Origin of the sequence: Paractinoplanes rhizophilus (assembly GCF_042664765.1) — a bacterium.
In the GTDB taxonomy this organism is placed as follows: Bacteria; Actinomycetota; Actinomycetes; order Mycobacteriales; family Micromonosporaceae; genus Actinoplanes; species Actinoplanes rhizophilus.
The window spans coordinates 1-21,863 of sequence record NZ_JBHTBJ010000069.1; the positions used below are offsets into that span (position 1 = coordinate 1).

15 protein-coding genes are annotated in these 21,863 nt (G+C 73.0%); 8 read left to right on the forward strand and 7 right to left on the reverse strand.

The features are described 5' to 3' along the window. The 6 genes from ACFQS1_RS38940 to ACFQS1_RS38965 all read right to left on the reverse strand — a co-directional run. Positions 1–748 (reverse strand): lactate racemase domain-containing protein (locus ACFQS1_RS38940; protein WP_378977801.1); only part of this gene is annotated, 748 nt, incomplete at its 3' end. Positions 749–825: 77 nt separating this feature from the next. Further along, positions 826–2,103, reverse strand: a complete 1,278-nt coding sequence (locus ACFQS1_RS38945; protein WP_378977803.1) for an amidohydrolase — start codon at positions 2,101–2,103, stop codon at positions 826–828. A gap of 51 nt (positions 2,104–2,154) precedes the next feature. Next, positions 2,155–2,802 carry a trimeric intracellular cation channel family protein gene (locus tag ACFQS1_RS38950; RefSeq protein WP_378977805.1) on the reverse strand — a complete coding sequence of 216 codons (648 nt, stop codon included), beginning with the start codon at positions 2,800–2,802 and terminating at the stop codon, positions 2,155–2,157. 67 nt (positions 2,803–2,869) lie between these two features. After that, the gene (locus ACFQS1_RS38955; protein ID WP_378977807.1) at positions 2,870–3,724 is read right to left on the reverse strand and encodes a COG4315 family predicted lipoprotein; all 855 of its coding nucleotides are present in this window, start codon (positions 3,722–3,724) and stop codon (positions 2,870–2,872) included. Beyond that, a complete protein-coding gene (locus ACFQS1_RS38960) occupies positions 3,714–4,265 on the reverse strand; it encodes a COG4315 family predicted lipoprotein (protein WP_378977809.1) in 552 nt (183 codons plus the stop codon). Before ACFQS1_RS38960 ends, ACFQS1_RS38955 begins: the two co-directional genes overlap by 11 nt. A 149-nt stretch (positions 4,266–4,414) precedes the next feature. Continuing rightward, positions 4,415–7,183, reverse strand: coding sequence for a helix-turn-helix transcriptional regulator (locus ACFQS1_RS38965; RefSeq protein WP_378977811.1), 2,769 nt, complete (start codon positions 7,181–7,183; stop codon positions 4,415–4,417). A 150-nt stretch (positions 7,184–7,333) separates the two neighbouring features. On the opposite strand from ACFQS1_RS38965, the gene ACFQS1_RS38970 reads away from it, so the two are divergent. The 7 genes from ACFQS1_RS38970 to ACFQS1_RS39000 all read left to right on the forward strand — a co-directional run bounded on the left by ACFQS1_RS38970 (position 7,334) and on the right by ACFQS1_RS39000 (position 20,733). After that, the gene (locus tag ACFQS1_RS38970; protein WP_378977813.1) at positions 7,334–7,852 is read left to right on the forward strand and encodes a (2Fe-2S)-binding protein; all 519 of its coding nucleotides are present in this window, start codon (positions 7,334–7,336) and stop codon (positions 7,850–7,852) included. After that, a complete protein-coding gene (locus ACFQS1_RS38975; RefSeq protein ID WP_378977815.1) occupies positions 7,852–8,844 on the forward strand; it encodes an FAD binding domain-containing protein in 993 nt (330 codons plus the stop codon). The genes ACFQS1_RS38970 and ACFQS1_RS38975 overlap by 1 nt, the downstream gene beginning before the upstream one ends. After that, positions 8,841–11,084, forward strand: coding sequence for a xanthine dehydrogenase family protein molybdopterin-binding subunit (locus tag ACFQS1_RS38980; RefSeq protein WP_378977817.1), 2,244 nt, complete (start codon positions 8,841–8,843; stop codon positions 11,082–11,084). The genes ACFQS1_RS38975 and ACFQS1_RS38980 overlap by 4 nt, the downstream gene beginning before the upstream one ends. Positions 11,085–11,289: 205 nt before the next feature. Then, the gene (locus tag ACFQS1_RS38985; protein WP_378977819.1) at positions 11,290–16,704 is read left to right on the forward strand and encodes an AAA family ATPase; all 5,415 of its coding nucleotides are present in this window, start codon (positions 11,290–11,292) and stop codon (positions 16,702–16,704) included. Between the two features lie 28 nt (positions 16,705–16,732). Beyond that, positions 16,733–17,392, forward strand: a complete 660-nt coding sequence (locus ACFQS1_RS38990) for a response regulator transcription factor (RefSeq protein WP_378977821.1) — start codon at positions 16,733–16,735, stop codon at positions 17,390–17,392. 59 nt (positions 17,393–17,451) lie between these two features. After that, positions 17,452–17,811, forward strand: a complete 360-nt coding sequence (locus ACFQS1_RS38995; RefSeq protein ID WP_378977823.1) for a response regulator — start codon at positions 17,452–17,454, stop codon at positions 17,809–17,811. Positions 17,812–17,913: 102 nt separating this feature from the next. Continuing rightward, a complete protein-coding gene (locus tag ACFQS1_RS39000) occupies positions 17,914–20,733 on the forward strand; it encodes a helix-turn-helix transcriptional regulator (protein WP_378977825.1) in 2,820 nt (939 codons plus the stop codon). Positions 20,734–20,749: 16 nt separating this feature from the next. Here the strand turns inward: ACFQS1_RS39000 and ACFQS1_RS39005 are convergent, their stop codons facing one another. Continuing rightward, complete coding sequence (locus ACFQS1_RS39005) at positions 20,750–20,929, reverse strand: BTAD domain-containing putative transcriptional regulator (RefSeq protein ID WP_378977827.1); 180 nt, start codon at positions 20,927–20,929, stop codon at positions 20,750–20,752. 1 nt (position 20,930) lies between these two features. Between ACFQS1_RS39005 and ACFQS1_RS39010 the strand changes: the two genes are divergently transcribed. Then, positions 20,931–21,863: golvesin C-terminal-like domain-containing protein (locus ACFQS1_RS39010; RefSeq protein WP_378977829.1), on the forward strand; the 933-nt coding region annotated here is incomplete at its 3' end.

A 21,863-nucleotide genomic window follows, 5' to 3' on the forward strand; every position in this document is an offset into this window, starting at 1 on the left:
CGGCCGCGCCGTCGGCGACCTCGGCGGTGACCACGCACAGGGCCAGTTTCTCCGACGGGATGAGGGCGGCGCCGTCGTCGATCAGTGCGCGAACCGGTGTGATCCCGGTGGTGCCGATGATCTCGGCGGAGGTGATCAGGGCGCCCAGCCAGTGTGACACGTCGATGATCTGCTGGCCGCCGACGCCGGGGAAGAAGTACTTGTTGCCGCCGGAGATCCCGACGACTTCGTGGGGGAGTACCGGTCCCACGACCAGGGCGACATCGTGCTCGACGACGGCCCGGTTGACCAGGACGGGAACATCGACGCTCAGATCGCCGCCGGAGAGCTCGGCGAGGCGGGTGGCCGGGATGGTGCCGAGGTCGGCGAAGGTGTCCGGGTTCCACCACTGGTGGTTGAGCACCGTGGTGCCGGGATACGTGCCGGCGAGTTCTCCGGGCGGGTAGCCGAGGTGGGCCGCCAGTGCCTGTTCGCTCATCGGGGCGTGGGTGCCGAGCGCGATCACCACGGTCAGTCGGGTCACCCGCCCGTGCAACGCGGTATGGACCGCGCGTATCAGCAGTGGTAGTGGGCAGGTGCGTGTGTGGTCGGGCACGAGCACGCATACGCTGCGCCCGTCGAAGGGGTAGGCCGTCAGTTGCTCGGTGATGAACGCGGTCACCGCGTCCGGGTCGAGGACGGTCGAGGCGTCGCCGGCGCGGGCCGCCGATGCGGCCAGGCCGGGCGGGAGTTCACCGATGGACGTCACCAGACCAGCTTTCGTCGACCGGCGGAGTTTGGCAAGCAGCCGCGGTTGCCGTGAGTCCGGCGAGACCCGCGCCGGCGTCAGGTGTCGCGCGGGCCGGCGAGCCAGGCAAGAGCGGCAGCGACCATGGCCTGGGTGCCGGTGTCGAGGGTGGGTTGGACGACCGGGGCGAAGGCGGGGGAGTGGTTGACCGGGATGTCCTCGGCGATGCGCCCGGAGTCGTGCGCCCGCTGATAGGCGTCGGGATCGATGCCGCCGATTCCCCAATACGTGTAGGGCGCGGACAGCGCCGTGGGGATGTCGCTGAAGTCCTCGCTCGCGGTTTGCAGTGGCAGGTCCTGTGCGCGCTCTCCGAACAAGGCGGCGAACGCGGCGCGGACACGTGCGGTGGTCGCCGGATCGTTCTGGGTCGGCGGGAAACGGTCGAACAATTCGAATTCGGGATCTCGTGGCGATCGCGAGGCCTGACACTCCGCGACGACGATCCGTTCGACGGCGTCGAGGAGTGCCTGCCGGGTCCGGTCGTTGTAGCTGCGGATGTTCAGCTGTAGGACGGCGTGGTCACCGATCACGTTGCTCTTGGTGCCGGCCTGGATGCTGCCGACCGTCAGGACGGCCGGGTCGGTGGCAGGGATCTCCCGAGCGATCACGGTCTGCAGCCGCACCACGATCATGGCGGCCAGCACCACCGGGTCGACCGACGCCTGCGGCATCGAGCCGTGCGCGCCGCGCCCGTAGACGGTGATCTTGAGGCTGTCGGCGGCGGACAGCGTCGAGCCGGGCCGGGTACCGACTGTGCCGGACGGCATCGGCAACACGTGTTGAGCGAATGCCACGTCGACGTTGCCTACCAGCGTCGCCAGCCGGTCCTCGACCATCTTGCGGGCGCCGTCGCCGAGCTCTTCGGCCGGCTGGAACAGCGCGACGATAGTGCCCTGCCACTCCGGCCGGGCACCGGCCAGCAGGGAACACGCCCCGAGCAGGCAAGTAACGTGAACGTCGTGGCCGCAGGCATGCATCACCGGCACCTCGGCGCCGCCCGGGTCGCGGACTGTGACGGCACTGGCGTACGGCAGCCCGTTCTCCTCCTTGACCGGCAGGGCGTCCATGTCGGCCCGTAGCAGCACGGCCGGTCCCTCGCCGTTCCGCAGCACACCTACGACACCGGTACCGCCAACGCTCTCGTGCACCTGATAACCGAAACTGCGCAGGCGCCTGGCCACCTCGGCGGCGGTGTCGTGTTCCTGGTGGGACAGCTCAGGATGTTCGTGCAAATTGCGGTAAAAATCCTCCTGCCATGGGCGTACGTCGCCCAGGCGGCGCAGGACGCGGGCGGTGACAGAGCCGGAACCGGTCATGTGCGCGCTCCTCCTCTTGCGGGTCGGCCGCATCAAGACGTAGCGCCGGGCCTACGGCTTGCGGTCCGGTCGGTCGCCGGGCGGCGTGGGCACGTTGATCCCGTATTTCAAGCCAGAGAGCCGCACGACGATGCACCCGACGGCCCCCAGGATCGGAAACAGCGGGTTCGTGCTGCCGGCGCGTTGCGCGACAACCAACACCGTAGCTCCGAGCAGTGCCGGTATCGCGTACAGCCCCTCCCGCAACACCGTCGGAATCTGCCGCAGCAGCACGTCGCGGAGCATCCCCCCACCGACCCCGGTGATCGCTCCGAGAAGGATCGCCTGCACCGGCCCGAGTCCGAATTGCAACGCCTTGGTGGCGCCTGTCACGGCGAACAATCCGAGCCCGAGGGCATCGAACACCATGATGCCTCGCTCGGCGCGGTCCAGCCGGCGTCCGGCGAAGAAGCACACCATTCCGGCCGCCGCGGCCGCCGCCAGGTACCGCCAGTCGCGGAAAGTCGCGGGCTGCGTGCCGATCAACACATCGCGGGTGATTCCCCCAGCCAGCCCGACAACCGCCGCCAGGACGACAACGCCGAACAGGTCGAGGTTCGCCCGCACGGCCGCCAGCCCGCCGCTGAGGCCGAATACGAACGTCCCCGCCAGATTCAGTACGAGGATGAGCGTGGGATCGAAGCCTTGCGGAACGTCCATCGGCGAGCAGCGTATATGCGAACGTGCGGGCGAACTAGTCGCGGAAGGCCGCGCCGCCGGACCGCGCTCAGTCGGCCGTGGGGACCACGTGCCAGACGCCGCCGTTGAGGTTGATGTTGTCGCCACGAGCCTGGCCCGGGGCGGTGTCGGCGATGTACGTGTACAGCGGGTGCCCGTCGTAGGTCACCTGCGCCGACCCGTCCGGCCGGACGATCGTCCCCAGCCGGCCGGGGATACCCGGCCCGAGCGCCGGCGTGCCGGTCAGCGGCGGCCAGTACTGCGCGCAGGCTCTGGTGCAGACCGAGCGGTCCGGCGTGTCGGGAGCGAACCAGTACAGAGTCGAGCCCCGGCCGTCGGTCAGCACCGTCTCGCCGCCGATCGTCGCCGTCCGCAGAGCTGCGGTTGCCGGCGTCCCGCCCGCCGATGGGCCGCCCGCTCCCGCGACCGCCACGCCCAGCAGCGCCAAGGCGGCGACGGACACGCCCCCGATGGCGGCCGCGGCAGGCGCGCCTTTGCCCGGCCGGGCGGTCGCGGCCAGCGTCGCGAACGCGGCCACCTCGATCACCCCGGCGGCGATCCCCGCCGCGGTGCGCACCTCGGTGAATCCGAACAGTCCCGTCCACAGCGACAGCAGGTAGCCGCCCAGCGTGGCCAGGGCGAACAGAGCCCCGGCCGCGGCGGCCAGGCGGCTACCGGTGACCAGCACCGCCGCGCCGAGGCCGACTCCCACGACGACTTGTAGCAGGAACAATCCGCCGATGACCGGGATCGACCGGTAGCCGGTCAGGTAGAGGTCCAGATGGACGGCGGCCGCCGCGAGGATCAGTCCGGCGCCGGTGAGACGGAGTGCGACGGCGATGGGCCGGCCGGGGCGGGCGCCGGCGCCCGCTCCGGAATGCCGGCTGATGCGGTCAGTAGCCATAGCCGATCCCGCCGGGATTGCCGGCGGGATTGCCGGCGGGGGCAGCTTGCCCGGACGCGGTGACTTCCGTCCACACGCCCCCGTTGACGTTGAGGCCGTTGCCGTTGGCCTGACCCGGCTTGGTGTCGGCGGCGTAGGTGTACAACGGGTGCCCGTTGTAGGTGGCCTGCTTCGCGCCGTCGGCCCGGGTGATCGTGCCGAGCGTGCCGGTGACGCCCGGCCCGGCGGCTGCCGGCCCGCTGACCGGCGGCCAGATCTGCGCGCAGGCCCCGGTGCATTTCGACGTGGTGGCCGTGTCCGGGGCGAACGAGTAGAGAGTGAATCCCTGGGCGTTGGTGACCACGGTGACGGTGCCGATGGTCGCGCTCTTCAGCGCGCCGCCGGAGTCCGGGGCCGAGGCGCCCGGCGGGGAGTCGCTGCCGGCGCCCGTGCCGGACGCCGGGGTGGAGCAGGCCGCGGCGGTCATCGCGACACCGGCCGCCGCCAGCAAATTGATCAGGGTCCGCGTGCGGTTCTCGGTGCCGGCAGTGAAGAACGACATGGGTTTCTCCTCACGGTTCGGCCGCCGGAGGTGGCTGGTCGGCGGCTGTCTACCGGTGATGTTCCGGCCCGCCGGAACCGCTCGTATCCGCCAGTGCACAGCCCAGGTGACCAGTCGGCAGCCCGCATGCGCGGGCCACCGGTGGCAGGTCACCCGCCGTACTGGGGCAGGGCGTGGCCGAGCTGGCTGCGTGAGGTGATGTCGAGCTTGGCGAAGACGTTGCCGAGGTGATGTTGAACCGTGCGGGGGCTGAGGAACAGCCGGGCGCCGATCTCCGGGTTGGACAGCCCGTCGCGAGCCAGCCGGGCGATCTGCGCCTCGTGAGCGGTCAGCTCCCGGCTGGCGGCCGCGGTGGCGGTGCGCTTGCGGGCGGTCTCGCCGGTGGCCCGCAGCTCGCGCCCGGCCCGTTCGGCGAACGCTGCCATCCCCATCGCCTCGAGCATGTCCTGGGCGGTGCGCAGTTGCTCGCGCGCCTCGGTGCGCCGGCGCTGCCGGCGCAGCCACTCCCCGTACAGCAGGTGGGCGCGCGCGAGTTCCGCGCGGACGCGGGTGCGGCCGAGGTGGGTGATCGAGTCCTCGTACGCGGCCTCGGCCGCCTTTCCCTCGGTGACCAGCGCGCGGGCGCGTGCTTCGACGCCGAGCGCCCAGTCGGTGCCGCTGGCGCTGGTCATCGCGGCGATCCAGCGGTACGTGCCTTCGGCCGTCCCGGTCGCCCCGCTGCGGGCGGCCGCCTCCACCAGCTCGGCCGCGGCCCAGTTGGCGATGCCCGGATAGTGCATGTCCGGATATTCCTGCAGATGAAGGGCCTGCTGGGCGGCGCTCATCGCCTCGGGATAGCGGCCGAGGCCGTTGTGGAGCAGCGCGTTCGCCCACTGCGCCACCGATATCGCGATGCCCTCGCCGCGCTCGGCGACATCGCCGGCGGTCGACTCGATCAGGGCGGACACCGTCGCCGGCCGGCCCTGCAACGCGGCGAGGCCCATGGCGGCGTACGGCGCGAACTGGCTGCCCGTCGCATCGATCACCGCGCGTCCCTCGTCGGTCAGGTCCGTGGCCGTGGCCAGGTCACCGGCGAACAGCAGCATCATGGAACGGGTGCTCAGGGCCAGGGGCAGCTCGCTCAGCGCGCCGGCCCGGCGGGCGAGCTCGACATACCGGCCGGAGAGAACGTCCCAGCGCTCGTCGTCCCACAGGTGCAGGGCCGCCAAGGTGGTCAGCCACAGCCAGCGCAGCTCCTCCTCCGGCGACGTGCCGATGCCGAAAGATGTCAGCGCCTGTCGCAGGAACGGCACGCCCGCCCCGTATCCCTCGTTGAAGTTCGCGGCCAGACCGTCCAGCAGAAGATCGGGTACCCGGGGGTCGTCCGGCGGCTTCGGCGCCGCCCGCGCGGCCCGTGCCACCTCCAGCGTGTGACCGCCCGGGGTCGCCAGGCGGCCGGCGAGCGTGGAGGCGGTCAGCGCGTCGAGATAGGTCGCCCGGGCCAGGCCGGCGTCGATCGGCTCGAGGCGCCGGGCCGCCCTCGTCAGCAGCAGCGGGGCGTCACCGCCCCGGTTGGTGACGAAGGCGAGCTGGGCCCGCAGCAGGTCGGCGCGGGCCTGCTCGAACTCGCTCAGCGGACCCGCTTCGGCCGCGGCCAGCAGATCCGGCACCGCGTCGAACGCGCCGGCCTGGAATTTCGTGTTCGCGGCCGCCAGCGCCCGCCCGGCCCGCCGGGCCGGGTCGGGGGTCAACATCACGCCGCGTTCGAGGAAGGCGGCCGCCGCGGCCAGACCGCCCCGCGCCTGCGCCCTTCCGGCCGAGCGCTCCAGTTCGCCGGCCACGTCCTCGTCCGGCTCCGAGGCAGCGTGCGCCCGGTGCCAGGCGCGGCGGTCGGGATCCAGCTCCCGATCGGTGACCTCGGCCAGCGTCCGGTGCGCGGTCTGGCGCATCGGGACCGGCGCCGACTGGTAGACCACCGAACGAACCAGCGGATGGCGGAACCGCACCCGGATGCCGAACTCGACCAGGCCGGCCTCGATTGCCGGCCCGGCCGCGTCGGCCTCGACGCGCAGCCGCGCGGCGGCCCGCCACACCAGCTCCGGGTCGCCGGTCGGATCGGCCGCCGCGAGCAGAAGCAGCTGCCGGGTCGGAGCCGGAAGGACGCCGACCCGCCGGCGGAAGCTCTCCTCGATGGAGCTCGCGGTGCTGCTCGGGACGGTCGCCGCGGCGGGCAGCCCGAAGCCGCCGGCCAGTTCCGCCGCCGTCCGGCCGCGCGGCAGCTCCAGCAGGGCCAGCGGGTTGCCGTGCGCCTCGGCGATGATCTGATCGCGGACCGGCGCGTCCAGCGGGCCGGTCAGCGCCGACTCCAGCAGGGCCCGCGCGTCGTCCTCCGGCAGCCCTTCGACCGGCAGCTCGGGCAGTCCGGCCAGGTCAGCGGTCGGCACCCGAGCCCCGAAGACCAGTCCCACCGATTCGGCTCCCAGCCGGCGGGCGAGGATCGCGAGGACCTGCGCCGAGGCCCGGTCGAGCCACTGCTGGTCGTCGACGATGCACACCAGCGGCCGTTCCCCGGCCGTCTCGGAGAGCAGGCCGAGGGCGGCCAGGCCGACCGCGAACCGGTCCGGCGCCGGGCCCGCGCGCAGGCCGAACGCGGTCCGCAACGCGTCGCGCTGCGGCGCCGGCAGGCTGTCCAGACGGTCCAGCATCGGCGCGCACAGCTGGTGCAGAGCGGCGAACGCCAGCTCCATCTCCGACTGGATGCCCACCGCTCGCCGCACCTGGCAGCCCGACGCCCGGCCGGCCAGGTACTCCAGGAGCGCGGTCTTGCCCACGCCGGCCTCGCCGCGCACCAGCAGGGTGCGGCTTTCGCCCGCGCGCACGGCGGCCACCAGCTGATCGAGCACGTCACACTCGGAGCGGCGGCCGGTCAGCTCGGTCACGGTCCCCGCCCCGGCAACCCAGCGGGCGCGTGCACCCGGCTCACGCTACTCCCCGGCCGGCCTCGGCCATAGTGGCTGGCCAGTGGCGGATACGACGCGGGCCACCCGTCTCGCATCCTGAGGATCTCTTTCTCTTCAGGAGGGGTTGCGATGACCGCGGAGATTGCGACGCCGCCGGCGGTGCGCGGGCCGGAGCGGGCGATGGTCGGGCTCACCGTCAACGGCCGGGTCCGCGAGCTGCCGATCCAGAACCGGGTGAGCCTGCTGGACGCGCTGCGCGAGCATCTCGGCCTGACCGGGTCGAAGAAGGGCTGCGACCAGGGCACGTGCGGAGCGTGCACGGTGTGGGTGGACGGCCGCCGGGTGCTGGCCTGCCTGACGCTGGCGGTCACCTGCGAGGGCCATGAGATCACCACGATTGAAGGGCTGGCCCCCGCCGGCGAGCTGCACCCGATGCAGGCGGCGTTCATCGACCGCGACGCGTTCCAGTGCGGTTACTGCACCCCCGGCCAGATCATGTCGGCGGTGGCGTTGCTGGCGGAGGGCCACGCCGGCGACGACGCCGAGATCGCCGAGTGGATGAGCGGCAACATCTGCCGGTGTGCCGCGTACCCGAACATCCGCGCCGCGATCCGCGACGTCCGCGACGCGACCGGCGGTGAGCGGTGATGCGGCCCCTCAGCTACGCACGAGCGGCCGACGCCGATGCCGCGATCGCGATGGTGGCGGGACGGCCGGACAGCGCGTTCCTGGCCGGCGGGACCACCGAGGTGGACCTGGTACGCCAGGACGTGCTGCGCCCCGGCCTGCTGGTCGACATCAACGACCTGCCGCTGACCTGGATCGAGGACGTGCCGGGCGGCGGCCTGCGGATCGGTGCGCTGGCGCGGATGAGCGACGTGGCCCGGGCGCCCGGGGTGGTGGCACGGTTCCCCATGATCGCGCAGGCGCTGCTGCTCGGTGCCTCGGCGCAGCTGCGGAACATGGCCTCGATGGGCGGCAACCTGTGCCAGCGCGTACGGTGCGGCTACTTTCGCGACACCACGTCGCCGTGCAACAAGCGCGAGCCCGGCAGCGGCTGCTCGGCCATCGAGGGATTCCACCGCGGGCACGCCATTCTCGGCGCCGGCGACGCGTGCATCGCCACCCACCCGTCCGACGTCGCGGTCGCGCTGACCGCGCTGGACGCGGTGGTGCACACCCGGGGACCCGGCGGCGAGCGCGCCCTCCGGATCGACGACTTCTTCCTGCTCCCCGGGGACACCCCGGATCGTGAGCGCGCGCTGGAGCACGCCGAGCTGATCACCGAGATCGAGGTGCCGGCGGCCCCGGTCGCCCGCCGGTCCCTCTACCTCAAGGTCCGCGACCGCCAGTCGTACGAGTTCGCCCTGGTCTCGGTGGCGGCCGCGGTGACCGTCGACGACGGCGCCGTCACCGGCGTCCGGCTGGCGCTCGGCGGCGTGGGTACCAAGCCGTGGCGGGCGCGCCGGGCCGAGCACAGCCTTCTCGGCCGGCCCGCCGGCGAAGCCGCCTTCGCCGCGGCAGCCGCCGAGGAGCTGGCCTCGGCCACGCCGAGACCGATGAACGCCTTCAAGGTCGAGCTGGCGAAACGGGCGATCGTCCGGTCGCTGACGACCCTGACGAATCCAGACGCGCGATGAGCGGGGCGATCGGCCGCGCCGTCAGCCGGATCGACGGCCCGGCCAAGGTCACCGGGGCGGCGCGGTACTCCGGCGAGATCGCCCTGCCGGATCTGGCGTACGCCCAGATCGTCGGGGCCGGCATCGCCAGCGGCCGGATCACCGCCATCGACACCGCCGCGGCCGAACGCGCCGAGGGCGTGGTCCAGATCCTGACCCACGACGACATGCCGAAGCTGAACCGCGTGCCGCTGCTCCCGTCCCTGCTGGGCGGCCCGGCTCCCGGCGAGACGTTCTTCCCCATGCAGGACGACGTGATCCACTACGCCGGCCAGCCGGTCGCGATCGTCATCGCCGACCGCCTCGAACAGGCCCAGCACGCCGCCACCCTGGTCCGGGTCAGCTACGCCGAGGCCGTTTCGGTCACCACGATCGACCAGGGCCGCGCCGACGCGTACGAGCCCGACAAGATCTTCGGGGGCCTCATGCCCGCGCGGACCACGCGCGGGAACGTCGAGGACGGGTTCGCCGCCGCCGATCTGGGCGTCGACATGGCGTTCCGGTTCGCCGCCAACCACCACAACGCGCTCGAGCCGCTGACCACCGCCGCGACGTGGGACGGCGACCAGCTGACGCTGTACGACTCCTGCCAGGGCATCAAGGCCGTGCAGCTGACCGTGGCCGCGCTGCTCGGCATGTCCCCGTCCAAGATCCGGGTCCGGACCCGATTCGTCGGGGGCGCCTTCGGCTCCAAGGCCATGGTCTGGCCGCACGTCACCCTCACCGCGCTGGCCGCCCGGCAGGTACGCCGACCGGTCCGGCTGGTGATGTCGCGCGGCCAGATGTTCACCTCGTGCGGGCACCGGGAGGAGCAGGAGCACCAGATCCGGCTCGGCGCGGCGCGCGACGGCACGCTCACCGCCGTCCGGCACCACAAGATCTCGGTCACCTCCCCGTTCGACGACTGGGCCGAGCCGGCCTTCGGCGTCTCCTCGCAGCTCTACGCCTGCCCCCACTACCAGGGCATCCACCGTCTCGTGCGCGGCAACACGATGACACCCACGTTCACCCGCGGACCGGGCGAGGCGCTCGGCGTGTTCACCCTCGAGTGCGCCATGGACCAGCTCGCCGGCGAGCTCGGCGTCGACCCGGTCGAGCTGCGGCTGCGCAACCTCACCGACGTCGACCCCAACACCGGCCACCCCTGGTCCAGCTCCGGGCTGCGGGAGTGCCTCGAGCGGGGCGCCGCCCGCTTCGGCTGGGCCGGGCGGGATCCACGGCCGCGGTCCCGGCGCGAAGGGAACTGGCTGATCGGCACTGGGATGGCCGCCGCCGCGTACCCGGTCGCGTTCTTCATGCGCACCCAGCGCGCCCGCGCGCAGCTGCACGCCGACGGCACCGCCGTCGTGGCCACCGCCGCCCAGGAGTTCGGCACCGGAATGGTCACGGTGCTCACCCAGGTCGCCGCCGACGGGCTCGGCATCGACCTGGACGACGTGCGGCTCGAGTTCGGCGACACCGACCTGCCGACTGCCGGCTCGCCGGTGGGCTCGAACGGCGCCATGATGGTCAGCTCGGCCGTGCACAACGCCGCCACCGCCGTGCGCGACCAGCTGATCGCGCTGGCGGTCGACGACCCCGAGTCGCCGCTGCACGGCGCCGACCCGGCCCGGATCACCGTGTCCGGTGGACGGATGACGCTGAGCGGCGCCGACGCCGGCGAGACCTATGCCGCACTGATGCGGCGCCGGCGCCGTAACGACGCCGAGGCCATCGGCAGCTGGGATCCGCCGCCCCTGAACACCCCGTACGGACTGCTGACCTTCGGCGCCCAGTTCGCCGAGGTCGCCGTCGACGCCGACCTCGGCATCGTCCGCGTCCGGCACATGACCGGCGCCTTCGCACCCGGCCGGATCCTCAACCCCAAGACGGCCCGCAGCCAGCTCATGGGCGGCATGCTCTGGGGAATGAGCCAGGCTGTGCTCGAGGGAAACCGCATGGACACCGAGCGCGGCCGGTGGGCCGCCATCAGCCTGGGCGACTATCTCGTCCCGGTCAACGCCGACGCTCCGGACATCGACGTCGAGCTGATCGAGGTCGAGGACACCGTCACCGGCCCGCTCGGTGTCAAGGGCGTCGGCGAGATCGGGCAGGTCGGCTCCGCCGCCGCCATCGCGAACGCGGTGTACCACGCCACCGGCCACCGGCCCCGCGAACTGCCGATCGCCGCCGAGCACCTGCTGACGCGCAGCCCTCGATGACGACCGCACTGCTGCGGCGTGCCATGGATCAGAGCCACACCGGACGAGTGGATCACCACCGCCGCGCTCAGCTACGCCGGAGCCGCGATCATCCTGCCCGTGGGTATCGCGCTGCGCCGGCCATTCGCGCCCGGCGCCGGTCGCGTTCGCGGCTCCAGCGGCGTAAGGATGTAACAGGATCTCCGGCCAGGTGTGGAGGTGCGGGATGGCGGACGACCTGGATCCGTCCGTGCGGTTCGCGGTCGTGCACGAAAGCAACCGCACGCGCGTCGTCCGGCTGTCGCGTGCGGGCCGCACGCTGGTCGCGAAGGAACCGCTGGGTCCGGAGGCCGAATCGCGCGTCCGGCACGAGACCGCCATCCTGCAGCGGCTGCGCGGCGCCGGGGGAGTGGCCCAGCTGGCCGACGAACCACCGCACGAAGGCTCGATCATGCTCGCGGACGCCGGCGATCGCACCCTGGCGGACCTGCGGAAACCGGTGCCCGCGGGCGATCTGGCCGGGTTCGCGCTCGGGCTGGCCCGGGCCGTGGCCGAGCTGCACCGCCGCGACGTGATCCACCGTGACCTGACCCCGGCCAACGTCGTGGTCGCCGCCGACGGCACGCCCACCCTCGTGGACTTCGCCCTGGCCACGTCGATCGCCGAGATCCGGCCGGCCTTCACCCATCACAGCGAGATCCCCGGGACGCTGGCGTACCTCGCGCCGGAACAGACCGGACGGACCGGCCGGGCGGTGGACCAGCGTGCCGATCTGTACGCGCTGGGCGCCGTCCTCTACGAGCTGGGCACCGGCGAGCCTCCGTTCGGCCGGGACGACCCCTTGCGCCTGATCCATGACCATCTCGCCCGGCTGCCGATCCCGCCGACCGACGTCAATCCCGACATACCGGAGCCGTTGTCGAAGATCATCCTCCACCTGCTGGAGAAGGAGCCGGACAACCGGTACCAGTCGGCGGACGGCGTGGTCCACGACCTCGAGCAGCAGCGCGACACCCGGGCCGGGTCACCGGAGTTCCGGGTCGGAGAGCACGATTTTCCCGTACGGCTGCTGCCGCCGTCCCGGTTGGTGGGCCGGGACAAGCAGGTGGCCGCCTTGCGTGAGGCGTTCTCGCAGGCGCTGGCCGGGCGGTGCGCGGGCGTGGTGATCAGCGGCGCGCCGGGGGTCGGCAAGACGGTGCTCGCCGACGAGCTGCGCCCCGTGGTCACCGCCGGTGGCGGCTGGTTCGTCTCGGGCAAGTTCGACGAGTACCGCCGCGATCAGGAGTTCAACGCGGTGCAGCAGGCCTTCACGTCGTTCGGCCGGCTGCTGCTGGCCGAACCCGAGGACGAGGTGGCCGCGATCCGGGTCCGGATGCTGCGGGCGCTCGGCGCGAACGCGGGCCTGCTCGCCACGGTGGTTCCCGAGTTCGCGACGCTGCTGGGGCCGGGCGACCTCGGCGACCCGCTGACGGCAGCGGTCCGGGCGCAGCTCGTGGCGGCCGGGGCGCTTCGCGCGGTGGCGTCCCGCCGGCGCCCGCTGGTGGTCTTCATTGACGACCTGCAGTGGGGCGGTGGCGTGCCGCTCGGTTTCGTGGACATGGTGCTCAGCAACGAGGGATCCGAAGGGCTGCTGTTGGTCGCGGCGTACCGGGAAGGGAACGTGGACCCGTCGCACCCGTTGGCCGGCATGCTCTCCCGGTGGGGCGAGGCCGCCGTGCCGCACCTGAGTCTGGGCAACCTCACGGGCGACGACTTCCGTACCTTGCTCGGCGAGACGCTGCACGTGCCCGCCGACGCGGCGGCGGAGCTGGGCGAGGTGCTGGAGCCGCACTGCCGGGGCAACCCGTACGAGACCGTGGAGTTGCTCAACGCCCTCCGCCGTGGCGGCGTGCTGACCGCCGCGCCGGGCGGCTGGCAGTGGGACACCGCGACCGTGCGGGCGCACCTGACCGGAACAGAGGCCGGCGGCTTGTCGGCCAGCAGGGTCGCGGCTCTGCCGGCGCGGTCCCGGGAGGCGGTGGAGGCGATGGCCTGCCTCGGCGGGCGCGCCCTGCTGAGCGTGCTCGAGATCGCGACCGCCGACCCCCGCCTGGCCGACGTGCTGGAGCCGGCCCTGCGCGAAGGCATTCTGGTGATGGAGGCCGGGGCCGCGGCGGCGGTGCGGTTCCGGCACGACCGCATCCGGGAGGACGTGCTGCGCGGCCTGGGCCCGGATCGCCGGGCCGAGCTGCACCTGGCGATGGCGCGGCGGCTCGCGGCGGTGCCCGACCTCTTCGCCGTCGCGGCCGAGCAGTACCTGCCGGTGGCCGGCGCGGTCACCGAGCCCGCCGAGCGCCGGGCCGCGGCCGTGCTGCTGCGACGGGCCGCCGACGAGGTGACGCAGATCGGCGAATTCCCGCTGGTGCACGCGCTGCTGGCGGCCGCGCTCACGCTGGCCGATCAGACCGGCGCCGAGGGGCTCATCGAGCTGCACACCCTCCACCACGCCGCGCTGTTGAGCCTGGGCCGGCTGGAGGAGGCGGACGAGGACTACCGCGCGCTGGAGGAGCTGGCCGCGTCCGTGCTGGACCGCCCGGCCGCGACGGCGCTCCAGGTGAAGGGCCTGACCCACCGGAACCGTTTTCCTGAGGCCATCGATCTGGTGGTCCGGTCGCTGCGCGAATGCGGCATCGATGTCCCCGACGCCGAGGACATGGCGGCGGCGGTCGACCGGCAGTTCGCCCGGATGTACCAGTGGCTGGAGCGCGACGATCCCGCCGACGCGTCCCGCCCCGGCCTCACCGACCCGGCGCTGCTGACGGCGGGCAGCCTGCTCAGCGCGATGCTGTCACCGGTGTACTTCGTCGGCGACCAGGCCATGTTCTCGTGGGTGGGCCTGGAGGCGCTGCGGATCTGGACCGAACACGGACCCGGCCACACCCTGGTCGGCTCGGCCGCCAACGCCGCCTTCCACGCCATCACCCAGCGAGGTGACTACGCCGCCGCCCACCGGGTGGCCCGGCGGATCCTCGCGCTGGCCGAGACCCGGGCCTACGAGCCCGACACCTCGCATGCCCGTCTGGTCGTGTCGCTGCTGGAGTCCTGGTTCGAGCCGGTGGAGAACAGCGTCCAGGAAAGCCTGCGCGCCCGGGAGGGGCTGCTCGCGGGCGGCGACCTGACCAACGCGGGCTACACCTACCACCAGACGGTGGTGGGGCTGCTGGACTGCGGCCCGGCGCTGGACACCTGCATGGCGCAGGTGAACGCGGCGCAGGCCTTCGCGCGGCGGACCGGCACCGAGCAGACGTCGCAGTGGCTGGAGAGCTATCAGTGGCTGGCCGACGTGCTCCGCGGGGAGGGCTCGGCCGCGCCTGCCGAAGTGATTCCCGTCGATCGGTACGCGGGCAACCCACTCGTGACGATCCACGTCCACCTGTGCCGGGCGATCGCCGCGGCGATCTTCGGGGATTCGGCCGAGCTGGCGCGGCACGGGGCGGCGGCGGTGCGACTGCTGCCGGTCATCACCGGTTTCTCGATGAGCGCCCTGGCCCATCCGCTGTACGGCCTCGGCCTGGCCGGGCAGGCCCGGTCCGTCCACGGCGACGAGCGCGCCGCCCTGCTGACCGAACTGGACGGCGTGCTTCGGTGGCTGGGCGCTCGTGCCGCGGACGCCCCCGACAACTTCCTGCACCTGCTGCGGCTCGTGGAGGCCGAGCAGGCGTGGGCGATGGGCGACTTCCGCGCCGCGGCCTTCGCGTTCGACTCCGCCCGCCGGGAGGTCGAACGGCGGCAGCGCCCGTGGCACCAGGCGCTGATCACCGAGCGCGCCGGCCGCTTCGCGCTGGCCCACGGCCTGGAACACACCGGCTACGAGCTCCTCGGCCGGGCTCGTGAGCAGTACCTCGCGTGGGGAGCGGTGGCCAAATCCGAGCAGATGGAATGGGCATACCCCGGCTTGAGCCGGTCGGCCGACGGCGCGTCCGGCGAGAGCGGCCACCCGGGCGGCGACCATCCGCTGCGCGCTCCGATGACCGCCGGCGTCAGTGACCTCCTCGGCATCCTGTCGGCCGCGCGGGCCCTGAGCTCGGAGACCAGCATCGAACAACTGCAAGCCCGGGTGGCGGAGGTGCTGAGCGCGATGGCCGGCGCCACCGGCGTGGATCTCGTGCTGTGGGACGAGGCCCGGCAGGATTGGGCGCTCTCCGGGCCGGCGAGCAGCCCCGCCGCACCGACGTCGGTCCTGCGCTACCTGCGCCGGACCCAGGAGCCGCTGGCGGTGAGCGACGCCACCAGCGACGACCGATTCGCCCGCGACCCGTACTTCGACGGCGTCACCTGTTGCTCGCTGCTGGCGGTGCCGGTCTTCGGACGCGGTGTGCTGCGCGCCGTGCTGCTGCTGGAGAATCGCCTCATCCGCGGCGCCTTCACCACCGAACGGCTGGAAGCTGTCGGGCTCATCGCCGGTCAGCTCGCGGTCTCCCTGGACAATGCCCAGCTGTACGCCGAATACCGGCGCATCGCCGACGAGCAAGCGGCCCTGCGGCGGGTGGCCACCCTGGTCGCCCGGGCCGAGCCGCCGGAGTCGGTGTTCGCCGCGGTGGCCGCGGAGGCCGGGCAGCTTCTCGCGGTCGACTTCGCGGCCCTGTTCCGGTACGACGAGGCCGAGATGATCGAGATCGTAGGCCGGTGGAGCGCCGGGGAAGACGCGTCGCCGACGCCGCTGGGCGCCCGGCTGCCGCTCGGCGGGGTGAACGTCAGCACCCTCGTCCACCGCACCCGCCGGCCGGCGCGAACCTATCGGGCCGACGCCACCGGCCCGATCGGCCAGGTCGCCGTTCGCGATTGGGGCTGGCAGGCGGCGGTAGGCGTGCCGGTCAGCGCCGAGAGCCGCCTGTGGGGCGTTCTGCTCGCCGGGTCCACCGGCGACGAGGTGCCGCCGCCGGACAGCGAGGCCCGGCTCACCGCCTTCGCCGAGCTGGTGTCGACCGCCATCGCCAACGCCGAGGCACGAGCCGAGGTGGCCGCCTCCCGGGCACGGATCGTCGCCGCCGCCGACCAGGCGCGCCAGCGCATTGAGCGGGACCTGCACGACGGCGCCCAGCAGCGGCTGGTCCTGCTGGCGCTGCAGTTGCGCGACGCGCAGACGACCGTACCGCCCGCGCTGGACGCGTTGCGCGCCCAGCTCGGCAGCGCGGTGGCCGCCGCCAACGACGCCTTGGCCGAAGTGCACGAGATCGCCCGCGGTATCCACCCGGCCGTCCTGGCCAGCGGCGGCCTGCGCCCCGCGCTGCGGGGGCTCGCCCGGCGCTCGCTGCTTCCCGTCCGGCTCGACCTGCTCGTCGACCGGCGGCTTCCGGAGCACGTCGAGGTCAGCGCGTACTACGTCGTCGCCGAGGCGCTCACCAACGCGGTCAAGCACGCGCGCGCCTCGGTCGTCAGCATCCGCGTCGAGGCGACCGGCCGGCTGCTGCGGGTCGTGGTCACCGACGACGGCGTCGGCGGGGCCATGGTGGCCGGTGGCACCGGCCTGGTCGGGCTCAAGGACCGGGTCGAGGCGCTCGGCGGCAGGCTGTGGCTCGACAGCCCGGAAGGTACCGGGACCACGCTGACCGCGGAACTGCCCATCACCACGGTCGATGTCAGTTCCGTCCGGCCGGGATGATCCGCCGGTCGGGGTGGACAATGTTCGCGTGAATGGCAGCCGTGCCCGAGTCGTCCTCGCCGACGATGACATCCTGCTGCGGGAAGGCCTGGCCAGCCTGCTCGACCGTTCGGGGCTCGAGGTGGTCGGTCAGGCCGGTGACGCCGCCGGACTCCTCGAGCTCGCCCGCACGGAGCGACCCGACCTGGCGGTGGTCGACATCCGGATGCCGCCGGAGTTCTCGACCGAGGGCCTGGAGGCCGCCCAGCTGATCAAGCGGCAGTTTCCGGAGACGGCCGTCGTGGTGCTGTCGGCGCACATGGAGGTCGAGCAGGCGATGGATCTGCTCGCCCACGGCGAGCGCACCGGTTACCTGCTGAAGAGCCGCGTCACCGACGTCACGGAGTTCGTGCGGACGCTGCGGCAGGTGATCCGCGGCGGTTCGGCAGTGGACCCCGCACTGGTCCACGAGCTGGTGGCGGCACGACGCCCGGACAATCCGCTGGACGAGCTGACCGCCCGGGAGCGGGAAGTGCTCGAGCTCATGGCGGAGGGCCGGTCGAACGCCGGGATCGGGCAGGCGCTGTCGGTCACCGAGGGAACGGTCGAGAAGCACGTACGCCGCATCCTGATGAAGCTGCGGCTGCCGGAGAGCGCCGAGGTGCACCGCCGGGTCCTGGCCGTTCTGGCCTTTCTGGACTCGCGCTGAGTCCGCCCCCCCTGCTAGCTGCAATGCGCGGCGCCCGAACCGGCTGGAAGGATGGCGGTGTGCAACTGCGGTGCGTGATCGTGGACGATGACGAGAACTTCCTCGATGTCGCCCGAGCCGCCCTGGAACGGGACGGCCTGGTCGTGGCCGGCGTCGCCGGCAGCCGCTCGGCGGCCCTCCGGAGCGTGGCGGAGCTGCGCCCGGACGTCGTCCTGGTCGACATCCGCCTCGGCGGGGAATCCGGGTTCGACGTGGTCCGGGACCTGGCGGCCGGCGGGCACGCGGGCCGGCTCGTCATGATCTCGTCGTACGCCGAGGACGACTACGCCGAGCTGATCGCCGAGGCGCCGGTGGCCGGATTCGTCCCCAAGACCGAGCTGTCCGCCGCGGCCGTCCGCCGTGTGCTCGGCGTCACCTGAGCCCTCGTCTGTTACCGCCAGCCGGTACACGGACTGGCGGCCTGCGGGGAAGACAGCACCGCCCGGCCCGGGGAGTATCGGACCGGTAGGAGGTGGTTCCGCATGATCGGCAGTCGCGGGCACGACCCCGAACTCGATCAGCACAGTGTGGGCCCGGCCGGCCTGACCGGCCGCCGCACGGAGTGCCGGACGATCGACCTGCTGGTCGAGGCGATCCGGTCGGGACAGGGCCGGGTGCTGGTGATCCACGGCGAGGCCGGGGTGGGTAAGACCGCGCTGCTCGACTACCTGGACGGGCAGGCGTCCGGCTGCCGGGTGGTGCGCGTGGTGGGCTCGCAGCCGGAGCTGGACTTCGCCTTCGCCGGGCTGCACCAGTTGTGTGCGCCCATCCTGCATCATCTGGACGCGCTGGCCGAGCCCCAGCGCGACGCGCTGCTGACCGCGTTCGGCATGCGCGCCGGTTCGCCCGATCCGTTCCTGACCGGACTTGCCGTGCTGGGACTGCTCTCGGAAGCGGCCGGCCGCCGGCCGGTCGTCTGCCTCGTCGACGACTACCAGTGGCTCGACCGGGCCACGGCCCGCATCCTGGGCTTCGTCGCGCGCCGCCTCGCCGATGCGGTCGCTCTGGTCTGCGCGGTCCGCGTCCCGGGCACGGAACTGGCCGGGTTGCCGCGGCTGCCGATATCCGGCCTGCGCGAGGCGGACGCGTGCGCCCTGCTGGAGTCCGCACTGGTCGGAACCCTCGACTCGCGGGCCAGAGACCTGATCGTCGCCGAGGCGCACGGAAACCCCCTGGCCCTGCTCGAGCTGCCCCGCGGCCTGACGCCGGAGCAGCTCGCGGGCGGCTTCTGGCTGCCGGGCGCAACACCGCTGACCGATCGGGCCGAGGAGAGCTGCCGGCGGCAACTGGACGCGCTGCCGGGCGCGTCCCGGCGATTGCTCCAGGTGGCGGCGGCCGAGCCGTCCGGCGACCAGTTGATGGTCTGGCGGGCCGCCGCGCGGCTGGGCATCCCGGCCGAGGCGGCCGACCCGGTCGCGGGCACGCGGCTCGTCCGGTTCGGCACGCGGGTGCGGTTCCGTCATCCGCTGGCCCGCCTGGCCGCCTACCACTCGGCGTCTCCGGAGGAACGCCGCCGCGTGCACGCCGCGCTGGCCGACGTCTCCGACCGCGTCGCCGATCCCGACCTGCTCGCCTGGCACCGCGCCGCGGCGGCTCGCGAACCGGACGAGGATGTCGCGGCCGAGCTCGAGCGGTCGGCGCCCCGTGCCCGGGCCCGCGGCGGGCTGCCGGCCGCGTCCGCGTTCCTGGAACGAGCGGCGCAGCTGACCCCGGACCCGGACCGGCGCGGCATCCGCGCCATCGCGGCGGCGGAGGCGAAGTACCAGGCCGGCGCGCCGGACGCGGCCGCGACTTTGATGGCGATGGCCGCCACCGAGCCGCAGGACGAGCCGGTCCGGGCGCGGTTGAGCCTCCTGCGCGGACGGATGGCGTTTCGCGCGGGGATGAGCGGCCAGTCCGTGGGGCTGCTGCTCGACGGGGCGGTTCGCTACGAGCGGCTCGATCCGCGGCCGGCCCGGGAGTCGTACCTGGAGGCGCTGTCCGCGGCGTTGCTCGGGCACCGAGCCGGACCGGTGGGCCCGGTCGAGGTCGCGTGGGCGGCGCGCGGCGCCTCGTCGCCGAGCCGGCGTGACGCGTCGGATCGGCTGCTCGACGGCATGGCCACGCTGATCATCGACGGGTACCCGGCCGGGGCGCCGGCGCTGCAACGGGCGGTCGGCGAGTTCCGCCACGGTGAAGTGTCCGAGGACGAGCAGCTGCGGTGTCTGTTCGCGGCCACCGGCAGCGCCGTGGATCTCTGGGACGACGAGAGCTGGCGCGCGCTGTCCATCCGGCAGGTTCGGCTGGCCCGCGCTGCGGGAGCGCTCTCCCTGCTGCCGTTCGCGCTCTGCCAGCGGATCGCGATGCACCTGCACGCGGGGGAGCTGACCACGGCCGCCGTTCTCGTCCGGGAGTTCACGGCGGTCAAGAAGGTGACGTCGGCCGCCCTGCCCGACCTGGGGGCGATGCTGCTGGCCGCGTGGCAGGGCCGCAGCCGGGAAGCCCGGTGGCTGATGGACGAGGTCGTGAGCGACATGGCGGAGCGGGGGCGCGGCTTCGGCGTGGCCGTCGCGCACTATGCCGGCAGCGTGCTCCACAACGGACTCGGCCGGCATGCGGAAGCGCTTGCATCGGCCGAGCTCGCGGTGCGCCATCCCGAGGAGCTCGGCTTCGCGAATCTCGCGCTGGCGGAGCTGATCGAAGCGGCCGTGCGCTGCGCCCGTCCCGAGCGAGCCGCGCCGGCGCTGCGGCGGCTGACCGAGATCGCCGAGGCCGCCGGCACCGCGTGGGCGCTCGGCGTGGCGGCTCGCTCCCGCGCGCTGCTCAGCGAGGGCGCCGCCGCGGAACGTCTGTACCAGGAGGCGATCACCCGCCTGAGCGCGGCATCGGTCGGCGCCGAGCTGGCCCGCGCGCACCTGCTCTTCGGCGAGTGGCTGCAGTCCGAGGCCCGGCCGGGGGAGGCCCGCGAGCAACTGCAGGTCGCCCACGACATGCTGCGCCGCATGGAGATCGGCGGGTTCGGCGACCGGGCCGGACGGCAGCTGGAGGCGACCGGCACACGCCGCGCGAGGCCGCCGCGGGTCGCCTCCGCCGGCGAGGCCCTGACCGAGCAGGAGGCCCATATCGCACGGTTGGCTCGGGCCGGGCTCTCCAACCCGGAGATCGGAGCCCGCCTGTTCATCAGCGCGCGGACGGTTCAGTACCACCTGGGCAAGGTGTTCACCAAGCTGGGCATCACGTCGCGCGGCCAGTTGCAGTGGGCGCTGCCCGGCCGCCGGGAGCCCGTCGCCGCCGGATCGGTCACCACCGCGGTCCCCGGATGACCACTGGCTGCGCCGCTCAGCGCCCCGGCCGGTCAAGTCGGGGAGACCGCTCCAGCATCGCCTGGTGCATGCCGGTCAGCTCGAGGCCGGGCTCGACGCCGAGCTGGCGGCGCAGCTGCTCGTGGGCCGCGCGATACGCTGCCAGCGCGGCGCCCAGGTCGCCGGCGCGGTAGGTCACCCACTCCGGCGGCACCACGGTGCGCACGGTCGACCAGACGGCCGGCACCGGAACCTGGGTAAGCCTCGGCTCGTACCAGTTCGCCGAGGGCGACGCCTCGAAGATCACGCTGTCCGACCAGGCCGGCGGAACCGTGCTCGCCGACTCGGTGAAGCTGGTGCGGGACAACTCGGGCGACACGGACAACGAGAAGCACGCCTACAGCTACACGTACGACCCGAACGCGAACCTCACCGCTGTCGGCGACACCTCGCCGGGCGCCCGCATCGACCAGTACACGATGACCTACACCGGGCTCGACCAGGTCGCCAAGGTGGTCGAGGCGAAGTCCGGCGCGACGGTCAACACGACGTCGTTCACCTACAACGAGAACGGCGCCCCGCTCACCACCAGCCACGACAAGCAGTACTCGGCGTACGAGTACGACGTGCGTGACCTGGTCTCGAAGGTGACCAACGGCACCTCGGCGACCGACCCCAAGGCCAAGGTCAGCACGTTCACCTACACCGACCTCGCGCAGAAGCTGCACGAGGTGAAGGGCAACGCCAACACCGTCGACTACACCTACTTCGCCGACGGCCTGCCGAAGACGCAGACCGAGAAGAAGTCCGACGGCACGCTGGTCGGCCAGCACACCTACGCGTACGACCTGAACGGCAACCGCCGGCAGGACGTCACGAAGAAGATGAACGCCGACAACCACGCGGCGTACCTCAACACCACCTACGACTACACCTACGACCCACGGGACCGGCTGGCCAAGGTGGCCAAGACCGGCGACGGCGCCGGCACCGAGACGTACGTGCACGACGCCAACGACAACGTCATCGACCAGACGGTCAACGGCGTCACGACGGCGTTCCACTACTCCCGCGACCGTCTGCTGAGCTCGGACACCGGCGGGGCCACCGCCACGTACAACTACGACCCGTTCGGCCGGCTGAACACCGTT